Annotated in this window: 23 protein-coding genes; 14 read left to right on the forward strand and 9 right to left on the reverse strand. The window is 35.9% G+C overall.

Annotation, left to right across the window (positions count from 1 at the left end):
• Positions 1-103 precede the first annotated feature (103 nt).
• Positions 104-919 carry an efflux RND transporter periplasmic adaptor subunit gene (locus C7J88_RS08605; protein ID WP_159031416.1) on the reverse strand — a complete coding sequence of 272 codons (816 nt, stop codon included), beginning with the start codon at positions 917-919 and terminating at the stop codon, positions 104-106.
• A gap of 224 nt (positions 920-1,143) precedes the next feature.
• A complete protein-coding gene (locus C7J88_RS08610) occupies positions 1,144-2,076 on the reverse strand; it encodes a DMT family transporter (protein ID WP_095115367.1) in 933 nt (310 codons plus the stop codon).
• A gap of 207 nt (positions 2,077-2,283) precedes the next feature.
• On the opposite strand from C7J88_RS08610, the gene C7J88_RS08615 reads away from it, so the two are divergent.
• The gene (locus C7J88_RS08615; protein ID WP_095115369.1) at positions 2,284-2,517 is read left to right on the forward strand and encodes a hypothetical protein; all 234 of its coding nucleotides are present in this window, start codon (positions 2,284-2,286) and stop codon (positions 2,515-2,517) included.
• 52 nt (positions 2,518-2,569) lie between these two features.
• Here C7J88_RS08615 and C7J88_RS08620 read toward each other — a convergent pair whose 3' ends face one another.
• Positions 2,570-2,785 (reverse strand): DUF2922 domain-containing protein, encoded by a 216-nt coding sequence (locus C7J88_RS08620; protein WP_095115371.1) that lies wholly within the window; start codon positions 2,783-2,785, stop codon positions 2,570-2,572.
• A gap of 14 nt (positions 2,786-2,799) precedes the next feature.
• A complete protein-coding gene (gene sroA, locus C7J88_RS08625) occupies positions 2,800-3,006 on the reverse strand; it encodes a sigS mRNA-stabilizing protein SroA (RefSeq protein WP_095115373.1) in 207 nt (68 codons plus the stop codon).
• A 233-nt stretch (positions 3,007-3,239) separates the two neighbouring features.
• On the opposite strand from sroA, the gene C7J88_RS08630 reads away from it, so the two are divergent.
• Genes C7J88_RS08630 through C7J88_RS08665 form a run of 8 tightly spaced genes read left to right on the forward strand, consistent with a single transcriptional unit; the run spans position 3,240 to position 9,631 of the window.
• Positions 3,240-3,791, forward strand: a complete 552-nt coding sequence (locus tag C7J88_RS08630) for a tyrosine-type recombinase/integrase (protein WP_095118102.1) — start codon at positions 3,240-3,242, stop codon at positions 3,789-3,791.
• A 19-nt stretch (positions 3,792-3,810) separates the two neighbouring features.
• Positions 3,811-6,192, forward strand: a complete 2,382-nt coding sequence (locus tag C7J88_RS08635; protein ID WP_095115375.1) for a DUF4040 family protein — start codon at positions 3,811-3,813, stop codon at positions 6,190-6,192.
• Positions 6,179-6,604 carry a monovalent cation/H+ antiporter subunit B gene (locus C7J88_RS08640; RefSeq protein WP_095115377.1) on the forward strand — a complete coding sequence of 142 codons (426 nt, stop codon included), beginning with the start codon at positions 6,179-6,181 and terminating at the stop codon, positions 6,602-6,604. Before C7J88_RS08635 ends, C7J88_RS08640 begins: the two co-directional genes overlap by 14 nt.
• Complete coding sequence (mnhC2, locus tag C7J88_RS08645; protein WP_095115379.1) at positions 6,601-6,945, forward strand: Na+/H+ antiporter Mnh2 subunit C; 345 nt, start codon at positions 6,601-6,603, stop codon at positions 6,943-6,945. The genes C7J88_RS08640 and mnhC2 overlap by 4 nt, the downstream gene beginning before the upstream one ends.
• A complete protein-coding gene (locus tag C7J88_RS08650) occupies positions 6,938-8,437 on the forward strand; it encodes a Na+/H+ antiporter subunit D (protein WP_095115381.1) in 1,500 nt (499 codons plus the stop codon). Before mnhC2 ends, C7J88_RS08650 begins: the two co-directional genes overlap by 8 nt.
• Entirely contained in the window at positions 8,438-8,920 is a 483-nt protein-coding gene (locus tag C7J88_RS08655; protein WP_095115383.1) for a Na+/H+ antiporter subunit E, read from the forward strand.
• Positions 8,917-9,219: a monovalent cation/H+ antiporter complex subunit F gene (locus tag C7J88_RS08660; protein ID WP_095118103.1), complete on the forward strand. Its 303-nt coding sequence runs from the start codon at positions 8,917-8,919 to the stop codon at positions 9,217-9,219. Before C7J88_RS08655 ends, C7J88_RS08660 begins: the two co-directional genes overlap by 4 nt.
• Positions 9,194-9,631: a Na+/H+ antiporter subunit G gene (locus tag C7J88_RS08665; protein WP_095115385.1), complete on the forward strand. Its 438-nt coding sequence runs from the start codon at positions 9,194-9,196 to the stop codon at positions 9,629-9,631. Before C7J88_RS08660 ends, C7J88_RS08665 begins: the two co-directional genes overlap by 26 nt.
• Before the next feature lie 105 nt (positions 9,632-9,736).
• Here C7J88_RS08665 and mntC read toward each other — a convergent pair whose 3' ends face one another.
• From mntC to C7J88_RS08680, 3 genes are read right to left on the reverse strand one after another with little or no spacing between them, the layout of a single operon-like run.
• Positions 9,737-10,663, reverse strand: coding sequence for a manganese ABC transporter substrate-binding lipoprotein MntC (mntC, locus tag C7J88_RS08670; protein WP_371866981.1), 927 nt, complete (start codon positions 10,661-10,663; stop codon positions 9,737-9,739).
• On the reverse strand, positions 10,663-11,505 hold the full coding sequence (locus C7J88_RS08675; protein WP_229709395.1) for a metal ABC transporter permease: 843 nt from the start codon (positions 11,503-11,505) through the stop codon (positions 10,663-10,665). The genes mntC and C7J88_RS08675 overlap by 1 nt, the downstream gene beginning before the upstream one ends.
• Positions 11,477-12,256: a metal ABC transporter ATP-binding protein gene (locus C7J88_RS08680; RefSeq protein ID WP_095115391.1), complete on the reverse strand. Its 780-nt coding sequence runs from the start codon at positions 12,254-12,256 to the stop codon at positions 11,477-11,479. Before C7J88_RS08680 ends, C7J88_RS08675 begins: the two co-directional genes overlap by 29 nt.
• 120 nt (positions 12,257-12,376) lie before the next feature.
• On the opposite strand from C7J88_RS08680, the gene C7J88_RS08685 reads away from it, so the two are divergent.
• Positions 12,377-13,024: a metal-dependent transcriptional regulator gene (locus C7J88_RS08685; RefSeq protein WP_095115393.1), complete on the forward strand. Its 648-nt coding sequence runs from the start codon at positions 12,377-12,379 to the stop codon at positions 13,022-13,024.
• A 61-nt stretch (positions 13,025-13,085) separates the two neighbouring features.
• On the opposite strand, the gene C7J88_RS08690 is transcribed toward C7J88_RS08685, so the two are convergent.
• On the reverse strand, positions 13,086-13,865 hold the full coding sequence (locus tag C7J88_RS08690) for a M50 family metallopeptidase (RefSeq protein WP_095115395.1): 780 nt from the start codon (positions 13,863-13,865) through the stop codon (positions 13,086-13,088).
• A 294-nt stretch (positions 13,866-14,159) separates the two neighbouring features.
• Between C7J88_RS08690 and tarA the strand changes: the two genes are divergently transcribed.
• Positions 14,160-14,942, forward strand: a complete 783-nt coding sequence (gene tarA, locus C7J88_RS08695) for an N-acetylglucosaminyldiphosphoundecaprenol N-acetyl-beta-D-mannosaminyltransferase TarA (protein WP_095118104.1) — start codon at positions 14,160-14,162, stop codon at positions 14,940-14,942.
• Between the two features lie 65 nt (positions 14,943-15,007).
• On the opposite strand, the gene tagH is transcribed toward tarA, so the two are convergent.
• Positions 15,008-15,802 carry a teichoic acids export ABC transporter ATP-binding subunit TagH gene (gene tagH / locus C7J88_RS08700; protein ID WP_095115397.1) on the reverse strand — a complete coding sequence of 265 codons (795 nt, stop codon included), beginning with the start codon at positions 15,800-15,802 and terminating at the stop codon, positions 15,008-15,010.
• Between the two features lie 353 nt (positions 15,803-16,155).
• Here tagH and C7J88_RS08705 point away from each other — a divergent pair, with 353 nt between their 5' ends.
• From C7J88_RS08705 to tagD, 3 genes are all read left to right on the forward strand, one after another.
• The gene (locus tag C7J88_RS08705) at positions 16,156-16,959 is read left to right on the forward strand and encodes an ABC transporter permease (RefSeq protein WP_095115399.1); all 804 of its coding nucleotides are present in this window, start codon (positions 16,156-16,158) and stop codon (positions 16,957-16,959) included.
• A gap of 80 nt (positions 16,960-17,039) precedes the next feature.
• Entirely contained in the window at positions 17,040-18,137 is a 1,098-nt protein-coding gene (gene tarB, locus C7J88_RS08710; RefSeq protein ID WP_095115402.1) for a teichoic acid glycerol-phosphate primase TarB, read from the forward strand.
• Positions 18,138-18,218: 81 nt separating this feature from the next.
• On the forward strand, positions 18,219-18,617 hold the full coding sequence (gene tagD, locus C7J88_RS08715) for a glycerol-3-phosphate cytidylyltransferase (protein WP_095115405.1): 399 nt from the start codon (positions 18,219-18,221) through the stop codon (positions 18,615-18,617).
• Positions 18,618-18,659: the final 42 nt, after the last annotated feature.

An 18,659-nucleotide genomic window follows, 5' to 3' on the forward strand; every position in this document is an offset into this window, starting at 1 on the left:
GGTCTATATAACAAATTTGGATGCAGTCAAACTGTTATATTCATACAAGCATATTTGTGTGTGTGATTGCAATAACAATAAGAAACAGCAAAGTATAAATACATTACTTGATTTTTAATACTGTTTCGTTAGGATTTCGGACAATTTTCTCACCAGCAAATATCCCACTTTTAATTGTAAGTTGCTTATTCATTTTATCATAATCTATTATACGTTTAACATATTTCCCATTTTTATGAATTACAACATAATTTTTATGGAATAAAATATCAGAAGGCAATATCATTTTTGGTTCACCTAAATGAACGATAAATTGCGTGCCGATTGGATACTTTTTATTTAGTTTAATACGCACTTGATAGTGTGGGATTTGATGGTTTGAAATGGAAGTGTTAGAAGGGGCTAATACAGTTGTAATGTGACCTTGCGCCAATTTATGAGTCGCTTTTTGTTCCAATTTGACGGTGCGATTTTTGCCTAATTTTGAATACAGATTTTCAGGTAAATCTAACAAAATAGATTGCGTTTTTGATTGTATTTCTAATATTATAGCATCTTTTTTAGTTGGTACAATTTCATGCAAACGCACGATTCCTTGAACAGGTGTTTGTATCGTTGTATACAGTTTTGTCTTAAGTTTTACAAGTTCATGTAAACTTGTATAAGCTTGTTGCGTATTTGTAACTTGTTTTGTAATTGCAGATAAAGCATTGATTTCTGGGACTTTGAGTGGATTATAGTATGTGAGAAGCGGAGATTCTTTAGAAAGTGACTGCCCATCTTTGACGAGTAATTCTTGTATTTGTCCAAATTCTGGTTGATATCGCACTGGATAGTAATAGTCTGATTGCACAATACCTGTTGTTTGGTAAGGTGGCGTGAGCCGAGCTTCTATGATTTGTATAGGTGCCCGTGTCATATGCTGTATGATAAGAATAGTAGTACATATCATTGTACACGCAGTAAGGATACAAAAGGACACAAGGATACGCTTAATTTTTTTAGTCATAATAAACACCTCATTTTTTGTAAGTTAGATTCATTATACAAATCCCTCTTTAATAAGCAAGTTGTATTAAATCAATAATGGCAAAGAATAAATGAGGATATTTTGAATATTAATGTTAAGTATTCTAAAGGGTACTATGTAAATTGAATGAGTATAACAGCAAGTATGATGATCATCAGGCCCCAAAGACGCTGTTGACTGATTTTACGTGCTGGGATACCGAGCAAACCAAAATGATCAATGATAAGACTTGTCATAATCTGTCCAATCATGACAGCAACTAATGTGTAAGTGACGCCGATTTGTGATGTCAGTACAATAATTGTTGTAACAAATATCACGCCTAAGGCACCGCCAATAAACATCCACCATTTAAGTGGACCATATAACTCATGCGTGTGCTTAATGCGAAATCGACGATGAAAAATAGTTGTAATGACTAAGAGCGTAAGTGTTCCCACTGAGAATGAAATCAATGATGCAAAAATAGGAGATCCTACTGTTTGCCCAAGTGTACTATTTGTGGCTGCTTGTATAGGTGGAGCACAACCAAAAATCAATCCAACGATTATCCATAATACGATTGAACTGTCTGACTGTTTAAACATGGCATGGCGTCGTTGCATATTCATTAAAATAATACCTAAAAGAAGTAATAACAAGCCAATAGCTTTCACTATTGTAAAAGGCTGGGGTGTAATATAAAACCAGCCAAATGTATCAATTAAGCATCCCATAAATAGTTGCCCTGTGATGGTTGTGATGACAGTTAATGACGCACCAATCTTTGGTAATAATAATAAATTCCCAGTTAAAAATAAGACACCCATCACGCCACCGATAAACCATGTTTCATCAATGCGTACTGTTGCCCAATAGCTATGTGTGAACGGATATGGATATAAAAGTGCAGTCAAAAAAATTAGGCATAGAGTTCCAACAAAAAAAGATATAGTCGAAGCATAGAATGTTGACTGTGTATAGTAGCTGAGTCTTGTGTTGATAGAAGTTTGGAATGGAACAACAGCGCCAGCAAGGAGTCCTAGTAAAACCAATGATAGTAACATGCCGATACATCCTTTTAATGAATTTCTCAATTATAATTATTATACAATTATTTCAAAAATATGTAACAAATTTTTGACTTGTAAGATATGATAGGTATTGATATGCTTTGACAAGTATAAAGAATAGTAGCACACCTTAGAATTGTCCCTAAAAATGATCATGGAATAAGGGGCTTATGTCCGAACTCCATAAGTGTGGTGATATGAATGGCAAGACATGAAGTAGTACGTGTATTAGACGATCAAATGTTTTTTGTAAATGTAAAAAGTGCGACCGAACTAGGTGTCGGACAATATGTGGAAGTATTAAATACTTCAAAATCGTATAAAACTTTGGCGAGAGTTCTTGAAGTTTATGATAAATATGCGATTTGTGAAAAGCTAGGTAGACGAAAGGTTTTTTATGGAGACGAAGTACGGTTTAGACCTCGTTATGATTAATTAAAGAAAAGCGCAGCGGAGCACAAAAATGTGCTTCACTGCGCTTTTTCAGTTAGAAGAGTATGGTGATTGTTTTATCGATTAATTGTGCGGTTTTTGCATGTGTTACTTGCAGGGCGGGGGTGGTTAGGATGTTAAGTTTAACAAGGTTTTCTGCTTGTGCCACTGCGAGTTCTTTGTCGATGTTTAGTTTAATGTTTGGCAATGTCAATCGAACGGGTTTTTGTTGCAATGTGTCGAATGTGATATCGAGTGTTTTACTGTTCATAAAAAGAATCTCCTTTACATTGAAATAATTGATGTCTTTACAACTTCAACTTGGTCATAATGTTCTCCAGTTAAAGTTTCAATAATTGTGGCAAAACGGCGTAAATCATCATTCGTCGCATCCGGATTGAGTTGATTGATTTTACGTGTGGACTTGCTTGTCTTGCCTTCTGGCGTAATGATATTTTGCGTCAAGATAAGAGCAACTTGTTTTGTATTCATAACTTTGACCTCCTTTCAACTTATATATCGAGATGACTATGAAAAAAGGACACAAAAATTTGTGAAAATGGCATAATATTTTGTAACCGAATACATACTTGATATATAAGTATCGACAGTTTTTTAGGGTGAAACAATCGCACAGACTTATAAAAAATATAAGAATAAATTCTTTAATGTTACATAAATATATTATATGATTATATAAGGAACATATAAGTGGGGTGAATATGTTGAAATGTGTGGATCCGATTACGAATTATGAAGATATACAGAAAATGTATATCCTTTTAAAATCACAGTCGCAGAGAGATTATTTACTGTTTAAGTTTGCCATTCATACAGGTATTAAGTTGAATGAACTACTCAATTTGACTGTTTTAGATGTGATGCAAGATCAAAATGAAGTGATTATGCATTGGGAAGCATGTTGCTCTCAAGAAATACATGTCGTATTACCAGAAATATTGCGACAAGAAATAAAACATTACATTGAAGCGGAGAAGCTAACCTCTCAAGATTTATTATTTCAATCTAAAAGAACAAAGAAAGGCTTGAGCCGTCAGCAAGCATATCGCATTGTTCATGCTGCTGCTCAAGAAGTAGACATTCCCCATGTAGGATTGACAACGTTACGAAAAACATTTGCTTATCATACATATCGTTCAGGTGTCTCTGTCTCAATTATCCAAAAATATTTGGGGCATCAAACTGCACAGGAAACGAGAAAATTTATCGGTGTACCTAAAGAGGGCGCACATACGATGATTGCACTTAATCTATAAAGAAAAAGGAGGCAGGTTTATGTTGATTGGTTTACTCATCACGTTATTAATCGTGATGCTACTTTTAATAGTGATGATGAAATGGGAAACGAAGCAATTACCAGGATATATTGCATTGCTTGCTCCAATAATTGCTTCAGGTGTGTTTCTATATCACATTCCCAAAGTATGGAATGAGCATTATGTCACTGAAATATATCAGTGGCTACCAACGTATGATATTAACTTAGTATTACGGTTAGATGGTTTGAGTTTGTTCTTCGGACTACTTATCTCTCTGATTGGTGTGGCTGTATTCTTCTATGCGACACAGTATCTATCTTATGAACACGATGATTTACCTCGATTTTTTACCTATCTTATTTTATTTATGTTTAGTATGATCGGAATTGTTTTATCTAACAATACAATCATATTGTATGTTTTTTGGGAGTTAACAAGTGTTTCATCATTTTTACTTATCAGTTATTGGTATGACCGTTCAGAAAGTCAAAATGGTGCGATGACATCATTTATGGTTACAGTGCTTGGTGGTCTAGCCATGTTTGTCGGTTTTATGATGTTATATGTGGTGACAGGAACGAATACAATAACAAAACAAATCGCAATGCGTGAAGAAATTGCATCGCATTCACTCTTTATCCCAATTATTGTTCTATTGTTGCTAGGCGCTTTCACAAAGTCAGCGCAATTTCCATTTCATTTTTGGTTGCCGAAAGCGATGGCAGCACCGACGCCAGTCAGTGCTTATCTACATTCAGCAACGATGGTTAAGGCGGGTATCTTCTTGTTAATGCGCTTTACACCGATATTAGGGTATAGCGATTTTTATACGTATAGTGTGACATTTGTTGGTTTGATTACGATGATTTACGGCTCATATACAGCGATACGTCAAAGTGATTTAAAAGGAATTCTAGCTTATTCTACAATAAGTCAGCTCGGTATGATTATGTCGATGGTCGGTCTTGGTGGCGGTATCGCTAAAGCGACTGATAGTGCAATGCTTGAAATGTATGCTTATATCATGTTTGCTGCTATCTTTCATTTGTTTAACCATGCTTTGTTTAAAGCGACACTCTTTATGGGTGTTGGTTTGATTGATCATGAAATGGGGACACGTGATATTCGTTATTTAGGTGGGTTACGACGCTATTTACCATTGACGATGGTTGCAATGTTTGCCGCGTCTTTATCAATGGCAGGTGTCCCACTGCTAAACGGTTTTATTAGTAAGGAAATGTTTTTTGAAGGTTTGATTCATGCGAGCGAACTGAGTGCATTCAATCGTATTTTAACGGCTGTCATTATTGCCATTGGCTTTATTGCGAGCATTTTTACATTTATCTATGCGTTAAATATGATCAAAGTAACTTTCTTTGGAGAAGCGCAAGGCAAACAACATGTTCACGAACCGAAATGGTTTATCTTGCCAGCTGCAATTTTGGCGCTTACTTTACCGATTGTGTTCTTTGTACCAGACTGGATAGGGACGAAGCTGATTCAACCAGCATTCTCTAGCGTTGTTGCCAATGTAGAAACTGCCGAAATGGCACCACATCTTGCAGTGTGGCATGGCTTTAATATCCCGCTGATGATGAGTCTTGCGGTGATTGTAATTGGGACATTTGTTGTATTACGAGTTGATTTAAAACAATATTTAGTGACAAAACCTGAAAAGTGGACGATTCCTAAAATGTTAGAACGTTCAGGCCATTCGGTAGAATCGTATTCAGGCTGGGGTTTACGTGCATTGATGAATAATCGATTGAACTATTATATTGTAGTGACATTTATTTTTTATTTTGCAATTAATTTATATGGATTATATCGTGTCGGTGTGCCAGAATTGTACCGCATTGAAGTGACCGACTATCATCTTTTCCATGTATTATTACTTTTGACAATTATTCTGATAGGGATCGCATTGATTTTTATTCGTCAGCGATTAACGATGGTTATTTTGACAGGAGGTATTGGATATGCTGTTGCATTGTTCTTTATCTTGATGCGTGCGCCAGACTTAGCGTTGACACAACTTGTGACAGAGACGATTACGACGGTGCTCTTTATCGTTAGTTTCTCGCGACTTCCAAATATTCCACGTGGACAATTCAATTTGAAACGTGAATCTGTAAAAATTACGATATCATTGATGACAGCCATTACAGTAGTTGGCCTTGTTTTTATAATCCAACAGGCAGATGCGTTAGAAACGATCTCTGTTTATTATCATGACGCCTATGAAAAGTCTGGTGGTAAAAATATTGTCAATGCAATTCTTGGTGACTTCCGTGCACTTGATACGATGGCAGAAGGAATTGTGCTTGTGATTGCAGGTTTCGGTATTTATACATTACTAAACTATAAAGATAGGAGAGGTCAAGATGAAAGAGAATGATTTAGTATTAAAGACTGTGACACATGTTGTCGTCTTTATCATTTTAACGTTTGGCTTCTACCTGTTTTTTGCCGGCCATAATAATCCGGGTGGTGGCTTTATTGCTGGATTAGTACTCAGTTCGGCATTTATCTTAATGTTTTTAGCTTATGATGTGGCACAAGTATTGGAGGCACTACCGATTGATTTTCGACTGATCAGTCTTGTCGGAGCACTAACATCAATAGGGACAGCGGTAGCACCGGTCTTCTTCGGAAAAAATGTACTATATCAACATGATTGGTATGTAGATTTTCCTTATTTTGGAGAAGTACACTTGTCGACAATCACACTGTTTGAATTTGGTATTTTACTTATCGTTGTCGGGACAGTAGTGACAACAATCTTATCATTGAGCGGAGGGCGATCATGAATATTATCTTACTTATCGTTATAGGCTTTTTAGTATTCATTGGCACTTATATGGTGCTCTCCCGCAACTTGATACGGATTGTGATTGGTATAGCGATTTATACGTATGCCGGCAATATCATCATTATGAGTATGGGTGAATATACAGTTGATAAAAAGGAACCATTGATTGTATCGGGATATGAGAATTATGTAGATCCATTATTACAAGCAATCGTGTTAACAGCGATTGTCATTGGCTTTGCGATTACTGCCTTTTTACTTGTACTCGTGTATCGTACTTTTAAAGTAACGAAAGAACATGAAATTGATGTGTTAACGCGAGGTGAAGATGATGAATGATAACTTACTAGCTTTACCGCTCCTGATACCACTTGTCGGAGCATTATTAGTCGGCTTATTTAATAAACAACTGAAGTTAGCGCGTCGTTTTTCACTGTTTGTGTTATTTTCTGGATTTGTCGTGTCATTGTATATGTTAATTTATGTGATGCGCCATCAACCAATCGTGCTAGATTTCTCAGGATGGCCAGCGCCATTTGGTATCCAATATGTCGGAGATGCTTTAAGTTTACTTCTTGTGACGACAACATTTTTCGTTGTCTGGTCGATTGTAATGTTTGGATTTGGGCGTGGAGAAAAACGTGCGAGTCGTTATTACTTACCGACATTTATTCTGTTCTTAACAACAGGTGTTATCGGTTCATTTTTAACATCTGACGTGTTCCATCTGTATGTGATGTTTGAAATTATGCTACTCGCATCATTTGTATTAGTGACACTAGGCCAATCTGTTGAACAATTACGTGCCAGCATTATTTATGTCGTATTGAATGTGATTGGTTCATGGATCTTTCTTGTAGGTATCAGTCTGTTGTATCGACAAGTGGGGACATTGAACTTCACTCATATTGCGATACGCATTCAAGAGATGGACGATCCAACTGCAATCCACCTTGTTGCTATGTCATTCATTGTAGCATTTGGTTCAAAAGCAGCATTGGTATTGTTTATGTGGTTACCAAAAGCATATGCTGTGTTGAACACAGAACTTGCAGCATTGTTCGCATCATTGATGACAAAAGTAGGTGCATACGCACTGATTCGATTCTTCACGCTGATCTTTAATCAAAGTGGCAATATTGTTGAACCCTTACTTGTCTTTATGTCCTGTGTAACGATGGTGATTGGTGCAGTCGGCACAATTGCATATAAAGATATTAAGAAAATAGCGGCTTACCAAGTTATCTTGTCGATTGGTTTCGTCATATTCGGTTTAGGAACCAATACAGTAGAAGGTATTAACGGTGCAATTTTTTATCTGATGAATGACATGGTTGTGAAGGCATTATTATTCTTAGTCATTGGAATTATTGTTTACACGACAGGATATCGTCAGTATCGTCATCTTAAAGGACTTGCGAAGAAAGAGCCATGGCTTGGTATTGCATTTGTCGTTGTCACTTTAGCAATTGGTGGCGTACCACCATTCAGTGGATTTCCCGGGAAATTATTAATTTTTCTAGGTGCTGTGGAGCATCAGCATTATATTGGATTATCATTGATGATTATTACAAGTTTAATTGCGATGTTTAGTCTTTTCCGTGTCTTCTTCCATATGTATACAGGTAATGAAGTGAAAGGCGCAGTGATTGAATACAAACCAATCAAACCTGTTCGTAAACATATCATCTTATTTTTAACAACTGTGACTTTATTGTTGGGCTTGATGGCACCAGCAATTATCCAAGTGACAGACTTAGCGACAAAGATGAATATGGATGTACAAATGTATGAAGAAATGGTTAATCCAGACTTGCGAGGGGGTCATTAAATGAGACAAGTTGGTTTGAATATGATGATCGCTATCTTATGGGTGCTATTTCAAGATGAAGATGCCTTTCGCTTTCCTACATTTTTCTTCGGCTATCTCATTGGATTAATTGTCATCTATTTGTTGCATAAGTTTTTCGGACAAGAATTTTATCCGAAAAAAATCTGGGTATCGTTTAAGTTTTTAATGATTTATTTATATCAATTATTCACATCGACCTTTTCAATTGCGAATTATGTTTTATTTCGTACGAATAAAATGGCGCCTGGTCTAGTACGCTATGAAACAAAACTAGAATCAGATTGGGCGATTACTTTCTTGACGATTATGATTATTATTACGCCGGGATCAACGATCATTAGAGTTAATCGAGATCCAAACATATTTTTAATTCATGCCATTGATTTAACAGATAAAGAGCGTAAAAGCTTATTGAAGAGTATTAAACAATATGAAGCACTTATTTTGGAGGTGACGAAATGATTTCAGCATGGACAGAGTTTTTCTTATCATCTGCACTCGTTTTATTTGCAGTATCATTAGTTGTAGCATTGTTTCGTCTCATTAAAGGTCCTACAACTGCAGACAGAGTTGTTGCCTTCGATGCAATTAGTGCAATTGTCATGTGTATTGTAGGGGTACTCAGCGTGTTATTCGGGACAGTCTCTTTCTTAGACTCAGTTCTTTTAATCGCGATTATTTCGTTCTTAAGTTCCATAACGATTTCTCGCTTTATCGAAGGGGGGAATGTGTTCAATGGCAACAATAAACGAAATTTTTAAGTTAGTTGCAGCGATTATGGTATTTGCAGGGAGTTTGATTGCCTTGATTAGTGCTATTGGTGTTGTGCGATTCAGAGACGTTTTTTTACGTATTCACGCAGCAACAAAAGCATCGACGGCAGCAGTGTTGTTAACGCTTGTAGGGGTTTTTATTTATTTTATCTTTGCTCAAGGCTATGTCGGTGTTCGAACCCTGCTCGCACTTGTATTCATTAATATCACATCTCCCGTCGGTGGACATCTCGTGTCACGTGCTGCCTATCGTACAGGAGCATATATGTATCAAAAAGATGCGAATTCAGGAGATGCAGACTTGAACGAAGATGATATTGATGAAGAAAAGAAACGTCAAATACGTATTGAAAAACGTGCGAAACGCCGTAAAAAGGTTTATTCTCGATTGGATAAATAATGAGATGGTATTTAAACAGTTCACGCTATTTTGAAGTGGACTGTTTTTTACAAATAAAAGAAGCACATGTCATATTGCAGTTCAGGGACATGTGCTTCTTTCACGTTATTCGTTATTTTTAACCATACTTTGATGGATTGTATCGATATTACTTTCCATCATTTTATAGTATGAATCGCCATCAGTACCTTTCTTACCGATAGAGTCAGTATAAACAGTACCAAAGATTTTGGCATTTGTTTCTTCTCCGAGACTCTTCATACTCTTATCGCTGACACTTGTTTCAAGAAGTAAATTTTTGATGTGGTGTTGTTTCACAAAATCAATTGCTTGTTTCATTTGTTGAGGCGTTCCTTGACTCTCCGTGTTAATTTCCCAAATGTAACCAGGCGTAATGTCATATTGTTGTGCGAAGTATTTGAACGCACCTTCACTCGTAATCATTGCACGTTGCTCTTTAGGAATATCATTGAATTTGTCTTGACTCTTGTCACTAAGCGCTTCTAATTTCTTAATGTAGGCATCACCATGTTTCATATAGTGATCCTTATGTTTATCATCTGCTTTGATAAGTGCTTGTTGAATGTTTTTAGCGTATTGAACGCCGTTTTTAATGCTGAGCCAAGCGTGTGGGTCAATCATATCTTCTGATTTGTTACCTTGCTTCAAATAGATAGGTTTGACTGATTTAGAAGCGCGGACGACAGATTGATCATCAAGTGATTTGTCAGCTTGTTTTAACGCTTTTTCAAACCAGCCGTTTCCACTTTCTAAATTAAAACCGTTGTACACGACAACATCAGCATCTGTTAGAGCTTGAATATCTTTCGGTTTTACTTCATATTCATGTGGGTCTTGACCGATTGGGACAATGCTGTGGACTTCCGCTTTGTCTCCCGCTACATTTTTAACCATATCAGCTAGAATAGAATTTGTTGCGACCACCTTCACTTTATCATGAGATGATTGGTTGTTAAAGCTACATGCAGTTAATACAAGTGCGATAATGCATAGTGTAAGTATTCGTTTAATCATGTTGTTTGATACGCTCCTTTGTGATTAGATTGAATGAATTTTGCTATGATGAATGTGGCTACATATAGCAATGTTGCGATTAGTACAATAACAGCACCACTTGGTAAGTTGAATATGAAGCTTAAGTAAATACCAACTGTGGCACTGATGACACTGAATAAACAAGACGTCATCATCATTGTTGAAAGCTTATTTGTGATGAGATAAGCGGTTGATGCAGGTGTGACAAGTAATGCAACGACGAGAATCACACCGACTGTTTGTACGCTTGCTACAATCACAAGTGCCAATAGCAGCATCACGAAGTAGTGAAGCATTGTTGTATTCAACCCACTCATACGACTAAAAACAGGGTCGAGGGTTGAAACTTTCAATGGTCGATACAGGATAACAATCAGTGAAACTACAATGATGCTGACAAATAAAGTTGTGTAGAATGCCGATTGTGTAATCGCTAAAATGTTACCAAATAAAATATGATACAGATCTGTTGCGCTATGGATGACGCTGATCAGAATAATCCCTGATGCTAAAAATGCTGTGAAAGTAATTCCGATGGCAGCATCTTTTTTTGTTTTAGAACGATCAGAGATATAACCAATTAAAACACTGCTCAACATTCCAGTGATAAGTGCTCCGAAGAACATTGGAATATTGAATAGAAAAGACAATGCAACACCTGGCAACACGGCATGACTCATCGCATCACCCATGAGGGATAAACCACGAAGGATGATGATGCAACCGACTACACCACATACGATGCCGACGAGTATAGCGGTCAACATGGCACGTGATAAAAACTGATACTCAAAGAGATGTTGGACGAACGACATGATGTGTGGACTCCTTTCTATGTTGTGTGCGTTTATCTGAGTCTATCAGCGGTTGTTGGTTTAAAAATACAGATTCGATATGCTCAGGTTTCAAAGCTTCTGTACTTTTACCGAAAAATTGTACAGATTGATTTAATAGTAAAATGCGATCAAAGTATTGCATCGCTGTCGCTAAATCATGATGAACAATGAGAATCAGCTTTCCCTGTGCTTTTAGTGTTTCTAATTTTTCTAAAATAATCGCTTCACTTTTAAAATCAATGCCAACAAAAGGTTCGTCTAAAAGATATATTTGACTCTCAGACATGAGTGCACGTGCAATAAATACCCGCTGTAACTGTCCACCACTTAAAGCGTTGAGTGGACGCTTTCGCAATTCATAGAGAGAGAGTTCATGTAGAAGGGTATCTCGTCGTTGTTTCATCTCTTTAGGTATTCGTTTAAACCAGCCAGCATCATGATAACAGCCTGATAACACCAAATCTTCTACATTAATAGGGAATTCCAAATCAAGTTGAGACTTTTGTGGAATATAAGTGATATCTGTTAAACACTGTTTAATCGGTTGTTGATTAAGTGTGATTGTACCGTCGGCTGGAAGCTCCCCAATGATAGATTTGATAAGCGATGACTTTCCGCTACCATTCGGTCCCATGATGCCTATCAATTCTCCACGAAGCGGGAGTTGTAATGTAATATTTTTCAAGATATGTTTACGACCTAAATACAAGTCTAATCCATTTATCGAAAGCATTTTTCCACCTTCTTAATAAAACTTTAGGTTTACCTAACTAATTAATATTATATACTGAAGATTTCTAATGTCAATCTATTTCATGATACAATATAGATAATATATACAAGAGGTGAAGGTATGTTATCGGAAGAAAAGGAAGACTATCTCAAAGCAATATTGGCTCATGATGGTGTGAAAACATACGTATCAAACAAAACACTTTCACAGTTTTTGAACATTAAACCTCCATCAGTGAGTGAGATGCTAGGACGATTGGAAAAAGGGGGATATGTTGAAATCATACCGTATAAAGGTGTGAAGTTATCGCCGCTTGGTCTGCGTTTTACATTAGATGTCATTAAGCGTCATCGTTTGATCGAATTATTTTTAATAGAAGTGTTAGGGTATACATGGGAAGAAGTACATGCAGAAGCAGAAGTCTTAGAACACCGTGTGTCTCCATTATTTGTTGATCGATTAGATGCGTTATTAAACTATCCAGAAACATGTCCACATGGCGGTGTTATCCCTAGAGATGATTCATTTGAAGAGTATTACCGTACATCATTATTAGAATATGATGAAGGAGATACTGTAGTTATTCGACGTGTACGAGATAAGACAGACTTACTTGTCTATTTATCAAGTAAAGGGATGTCTATCGGGGATACTGTGACAATCAAGTGCAAAGATGAGACAAATCAATTGTTAGAAATGCAAACGAATGAAGAAGCAGTTATTTTGAGCTATTCCAATGCAATGGTAATCTTTGGAGAAAGAGCATAATATAAAATGCGTACATAAGACACTGAGTATTGCTCAATGTCTTATGTACGCATTTTTATGTTCAGCTTATGAGTGAAATTAATGAAAATGTATATGGCCTCGAAAAGAGTTGATCAAACAAAAAATAGAGCGTCGCACTGTTTAAAATAATCCAAAGCATCGAAAAGACGATAGTCGGGACATGTGTTATATTTCGCAATGCCGTTCCATCCCAGTTGGGTTGTGGACGTGTAAATGTCAGTTGTGCGATTGTAATGGTTGACTGTATGACTTCTCCGAGTAAAGTACCGAGTAACCAATGGTAAACAAAGAAATAAATTACGGAATAGTTATGTAGATTTTCGGACTGCAAGCCTAAATATATGATTAGACATAACAGTGCAATGATAATCATCGGTGCCATTTTTCTCGATGTGATAAAAGTAAAATATAGAAAGATACCAACATACAATAAAATAAAAATAACACCTTGTCCTTTACTTTGCATGATCAGGCCAATGCTGAGCATCAACGGTGGCATAATATAGCCGCCAATGGTTGTGAATATTTGACCGAGACGGTGTTCACTCTGAGTAATTGCATAGCCTTGTTGTCCCGTTTGTTGACGTTCTTTTCGTGTCATCACAACGACGAAGTCTACAACACGACCACCACTCAAACGATTAAAGAATACGTGACCGAATTCGTGTGTGAGTACAGGAATGTAATTGAGTGCGATGCTAAGCATGGACAGGATAGGATGTCTACGATAATAATAACTTACCAAATAGATACCAGTAATCATCCAGAGTAGTATGCTCGATATAGGGATAGGTGAAATGAGCCATGTCTGTTCACTCATATGTCGTATTCCTTTCTAAATAATTGATTCATTACATAAAGTATATCGCTAAGCAAGTTACTTTGGTACCGACTTAGGACTTATATTGAGAAAAATATTTAATGTTTATGCTAGGCTGTTGTCAGTAAGCTTGAGTCATGGTATGAATGCTTTGTTGTATAAATTATGTAAAAGTATAGCATAGAAAGACCTTACTTTCTTATTTAATCAGTGTGAAGGTGAATTTTCTATCATTAGATGGTAAAGTGAAGTTAATATGAAAGAAAATAAGAGAGAGGAGGGCTGTTGATGAATATGTCAACACCTTCAACTAAGCAACCAACATCTACATATCAACCTTATAAGCCGGGGGCACAAGTGAATATTTTAGGAGTTCCGTTTGATCCTGTGACAATGTCAGACATGAAACAAGTCATCTTAACATACAGTCGCACACGAACAACGCATAATTTATTTATTGTGACAGCTAATCCTGAAATTGTACACTATGCAGCTGAAACACCGTCATACAACAGCTTGATTTGTAACGCCGATTACATCATTCCTGATGGGACAGGTGTTGTAAAAGCAGCCAAATTATTAGGCACACCTTTGCCAGAACGTGTACCTGGTATAGAAGTGATGGAAAGGTGCTTGGAAATTGCGCAACAGGAAGGATTGCGTGTGTTCTTGCTGGGTGCGACAGATGAAGTGGTAAAGAGAGCAGTGCAAAATATTCAAAATAAATATCCTAAAAGTGAAGTAAAGGGCCATCATGGATTTGCATCTTTAGATGATACTGCCGTAGTAGATGAAATACGTGCATTTCAGCCCGACTTTATTTTTGTAGGGATGGGTTACCCGAAACAAGAACAATGGATTCAACAGCATCGCAATCATTTTGAACATACGTTAATGATGGGGGTAGGTGGATCGATTGATGTTTTCAGTGGTACAGTGAAACGTGCACCACGTATATGGCGTAAACTCAACTTAGAATGGCTTTATCGCATTTTAAAAGATGTGAAACGAATCAAGCGTTCTCACAGAATTCCTAAGTTTGTTTGGGCAGTTTTAAAGCAAAAAATGAAGAAGTAAGCATATTTATATCAATAATCAGAAAAACGCTGTGATAACGACAATGATTATCACAGCGTTGAATATTATTTAATGATAAAGCGATTTTCATCAAGTTGTTGTCTAAATGCTTTTTGTTCCTGTGCAGATTTCTTTTTGAAGTCTTTGAGAAATGTCTCATATTGCGGTAGTACTTCATCTACTGTTCCTACTGCTTTAAGGCGACCAGCTTCAATCCATGCAATTTTATTACAAAAATCTCGCACTTGACTAAGATTGTGACTAACGAAGAAAATAGTTTTTTCAGCTTCTTTAAATTCATATATTTTATTCAAGCTTTTTTGAGTGAATGTTTGGTCACCGACTGACAAAGCTTCGTCAATAACGAGAATTTCAGGGTCAACAGTCACACTAATAGAGAACCCAAGTTTAGCGCGCATTCCACTTGAATACTTTTTAACAGGTTGATAAATAAATTCACCAAGTTCACTAAATTCAACAATTTTAGGTGTGAGTTCTTTAATTTGTTTTTTATTAAATCCCATACACAACATTTTGAATTCAATATTTTCCATTCCAGTTAAGTTGCCATTGAGACCAGCATTAATCGCAATGACGTTCACTTCACCATTGCGTGTGATATTCCCTTTAGTTGCTGAAAGTGATCCACCAATAATATTGCTAAGCGTGGATTTTCCAGAACCATTAATCCCAACAAGTCCGATAACATCACCCGCATACGCATTGAATGTAATATCATTTAGTGCGTAAAATGTTTTATTTTTATTTTTAGGTAATAAAGCATCTTTGATACGTTCTTTGTTGTTGCGATAGATGCGGTATTCTTTTGTAACGTGATCAATTTTAACGGTTGGATTCATGTTTTACAGTCCTTACTTTAAAATTTATATAAAAATTCGTGGTTTTACTTTCACATCGTTATGTATATAGATTATAATATATTACTAAGTGGATATTCAATTTGTGAGTAAGTCAGACACTTTATTTTTAGAAAATATGGCTTATCCTATATAGTAATACTGTATTTAAGTAATCAAAAGTTTATAAAGGTAAAATTTCATTTCAGTTTGTGATAACTTATTGCACCAATTTTTTACATAAGAAATGTTTTTTTCAATATAAAGAATACATGACGATGCGATGTTTGTACAGTTGTTCAAACAATGTAAGACATCTGCAATATCGTGCGTAGGAAACGAAAGCGTGGTAAATAATGAATTCTGTACTAGTAGTGTTAAAAGAACATTTAAAAAGTTTCTATTTAATTCAAAGGTTAGCTCAATTTCAGTTAAAAATTACGAATGATAGTAACTATCTGGGATTAGCATGGGAAATGATCAACCCAGTTATTCAAATTTTAGTATACTGGTTTGTTTTCGGTTTTGGTATCCGAAGTAATCAACCTATTGATGAGATTCCATTTATTTATTGGTTACTTGTCGGCATTAGTATGTGGTTCTTTATTAACCAAGGAGCGTTAGAAGGAACGAAGTCTATTACAATGAAATATAATCAAGTAGCTAAGATGAACTTTCCATTGTCGATAATACCGACTTATATCCTTACAAGTAAGTTATATGGGCATTTAGCATTAGTGGTTTCTATTATTATTTTGTGTGCTATATTTGGTATCATGCCATCTATTTATATTATTCAATTGTTAATTTATATTCCATTTGCATTTATGTTTACAATGTCTATTACATTATTGACATCGACATTAGCTGTACTTGTTCGTGATACGCAAATGGCGATGCAAGCAATTTTTAGAATACTTTTTTATGCATCACCTATTTTATGGGTGCCACAGCCGGGATCAATTCCTGAAAAATTGATGATGTTAAATCCAATTTATTTTATTGCAGAGAGTTATCGTGCAGCAATACTTTTTAAAGAATGGTACTTTATAACGCACTGGGAACTGGCACTGTATAATGTATGTGTTATATTGCTTTTCTTTATACTTGGGTCAATGTTGCATATACGTTATAGAGATCACTTTGCTGATTTTATGTAACATGATAAAGACGCCTTCAGTACAATAGTGTATTGAAGGCGATTTACTTATAAGACGGATAATCTAATGGAGTGACATATATGAGTCAGATAATAATAAAAAAATTATATTTAATATTAGTAAATGTGATTCAATGCTTGTGTAGTAGACAACGTGTACAAGACAACCATGTCGTCGTAATGATGACATTCAAAGAGGATTTGTTACCAGTTATTGAAAAACTGAGCAAAAAGGGATATCGAGTGACCGTATTTACGAAAGCGTCTCACTTTGAAGCATTGACACATCTTCAAAATGTTCAAATTGCATCCATTAATCGTCGCAATCTTTATCAACAAATTCGATCACTGCGTTCGGCAAAGGTTATTTTTATCGATACATACTATCATCTGTTCGGAGCGCTTAAAAAGCAATCAAAGCAGACAGTTATACAAACTTGGCATGCTGCTGGTGCATTGAAAAAGTTTGGGTTAGAAGATCATGCAGTGAATAGAGACAACAAAAGAGAAGTGGCACAACACCAAGCTGTTTATGATGCGACCGATAAGTATATAGTCGGATGTCCTCAAATGACAGTATGTTTTAAACAATCTTTCGGTGCAGAGAATCATCAATTTCTCAACTATGGTATTCCAAGATTAACGAATTATTTAGATGTTGATATTCTTGAAGAACAACACCAACTCAAAAAGAAATTAGAAATTCAAGGGAAAGTAGCAGTATATTTACCGACATATCGTGAAGAAGGTCAACTGAATCGTGTCATTGATCAAAAAGCTTTCAACAAAGCATTGCCGAATTATACACTACTAAGTCAATACCATCCAGCTGTTGAATCGCCACAGACTGAACAAGCGATAACGTTAAGTACACGTGAGTTGTTAATGATTGCAGATATAGTGATTACGGATTATAGTTCACTTGCTATTGAAGCAAGTTTATTTGGAAAACCTGCTATTTTCTATGTCTATGATGAAATGGCATATGAACAGGTGAGGGGACTTAATCGTTATTACTATGATATTCCAGAGCGATACAAAGTCTATCATGAAGCGGAATTATATCAACGTATTAGAGAAGAAAATCTGAAACCATTGTTTGAAGATTGGCATATATTTAATACAAAAGAAAGCTTAGAAAAATTGATGACTTATGTGGATGACGTGATTCAAGCATAAGGGTGAAGTTTGAGCAGTGAAAAGTGGTGTGCTATAATTTTTATCGATAAGAGAGACGAATAGATAGAAGGAGGCGCTGAAATGAAACGTGTTATTACATATGGAACATACGATTTATTGCACTATGGACACATTGAATTATTACGTCGTGCACGCGAATTAGGGGACTATTTAATTGTAGCGCTGTCTAGTGATGAATTTAATCGAATTAAAAGTAAAAAGTCTTATTATGATTATGAGCAACGCAAGATGATGTTAGAATCTATCCGTTATGTTGATCTAGTTATCCCTGAAAATGATTGGGAACAGAAGGTCAAAGACGTAGAAAAGTATGAAATCGATACATTTGTAATGGGGCATGATTGGGAAGGTGAATTTGACTTCTTAAAAGACAAATGTGAAGTGATTTATTTAAAACGAACAGAAGGTATTTCTACTACGCAAATTAAACGAGAGTTGTACGGTAAAGATGCCAAATAAAAAGAACGTTCTTGTCGAATCATCGATAAGAACGTTCTTTTT

Source organism: Staphylococcus muscae, assembly GCF_003019275.1.
GTDB lineage: Bacteria > Bacillota > Bacilli > Staphylococcales > Staphylococcaceae > Staphylococcus > Staphylococcus muscae.

Bases quoted from the DNA above. Each gene is read 5' to 3' on its own strand.
- C7J88_RS08605 (WP_159031416.1), bottom strand. From the start codon at position 919: ATGACACGGGCACCTATACAAATCATAGAAGCTCGGCTCACGCCACCT.
- C7J88_RS08610 (WP_095115367.1), bottom strand. From the start codon at position 2,076: ATGTTACTATCATTGGTTTTACTAGGACTCCTTGCTGGCGCTGTTGTT.
- C7J88_RS08615 (WP_095115369.1), top strand. From the start codon at position 2,284: ATGGCAAGACATGAAGTAGTACGTGTATTAGACGATCAAATGTTTTTT.
- C7J88_RS08620 (WP_095115371.1), bottom strand. From the start codon at position 2,785: ATGAACAGTAAAACACTCGATATCACATTCGACACATTGCAACAAAAA.
- sroA (WP_095115373.1), bottom strand. From the start codon at position 3,006: ATGAATACAAAACAAGTTGCTCTTATCTTGACGCAAAATATCATTACG.
- C7J88_RS08635 (WP_095115375.1), top strand. From the start codon at position 3,811: ATGTTGATTGGTTTACTCATCACGTTATTAATCGTGATGCTACTTTTA.
- C7J88_RS08640 (WP_095115377.1), top strand. From the start codon at position 6,179: ATGAAAGAGAATGATTTAGTATTAAAGACTGTGACACATGTTGTCGTC.
- mnhC2 (WP_095115379.1), top strand. From the start codon at position 6,601: ATGAATATTATCTTACTTATCGTTATAGGCTTTTTAGTATTCATTGGC.
- C7J88_RS08650 (WP_095115381.1), top strand. From the start codon at position 6,938: ATGAATGATAACTTACTAGCTTTACCGCTCCTGATACCACTTGTCGGA.
- C7J88_RS08655 (WP_095115383.1), top strand. From the start codon at position 8,438: ATGAGACAAGTTGGTTTGAATATGATGATCGCTATCTTATGGGTGCTA.
- C7J88_RS08660 (WP_095118103.1), top strand. From the start codon at position 8,917: ATGATTTCAGCATGGACAGAGTTTTTCTTATCATCTGCACTCGTTTTA.
- C7J88_RS08665 (WP_095115385.1), top strand. From the start codon at position 9,194: ATGGCAACAATAAACGAAATTTTTAAGTTAGTTGCAGCGATTATGGTA.
- C7J88_RS08680 (WP_095115391.1), bottom strand. From the start codon at position 12,256: ATGCTTTCGATAAATGGATTAGACTTGTATTTAGGTCGTAAACATATC.
- C7J88_RS08685 (WP_095115393.1), top strand. From the start codon at position 12,377: ATGTTATCGGAAGAAAAGGAAGACTATCTCAAAGCAATATTGGCTCAT.
- C7J88_RS08690 (WP_095115395.1), bottom strand. From the start codon at position 13,865: ATGAGTGAACAGACATGGCTCATTTCACCTATCCCTATATCGAGCATA.
- tarA (WP_095118104.1), top strand. From the start codon at position 14,160: ATGTCAACACCTTCAACTAAGCAACCAACATCTACATATCAACCTTAT.
- tagH (WP_095115397.1), bottom strand. From the start codon at position 15,802: ATGAATCCAACCGTTAAAATTGATCACGTTACAAAAGAATACCGCATC.
- C7J88_RS08705 (WP_095115399.1), top strand. From the start codon at position 16,156: ATGAATTCTGTACTAGTAGTGTTAAAAGAACATTTAAAAAGTTTCTAT.
- tarB (WP_095115402.1), top strand. From the start codon at position 17,040: ATGAGTCAGATAATAATAAAAAAATTATATTTAATATTAGTAAATGTG.
- tagD (WP_095115405.1), top strand. From the start codon at position 18,219: ATGAAACGTGTTATTACATATGGAACATACGATTTATTGCACTATGGA.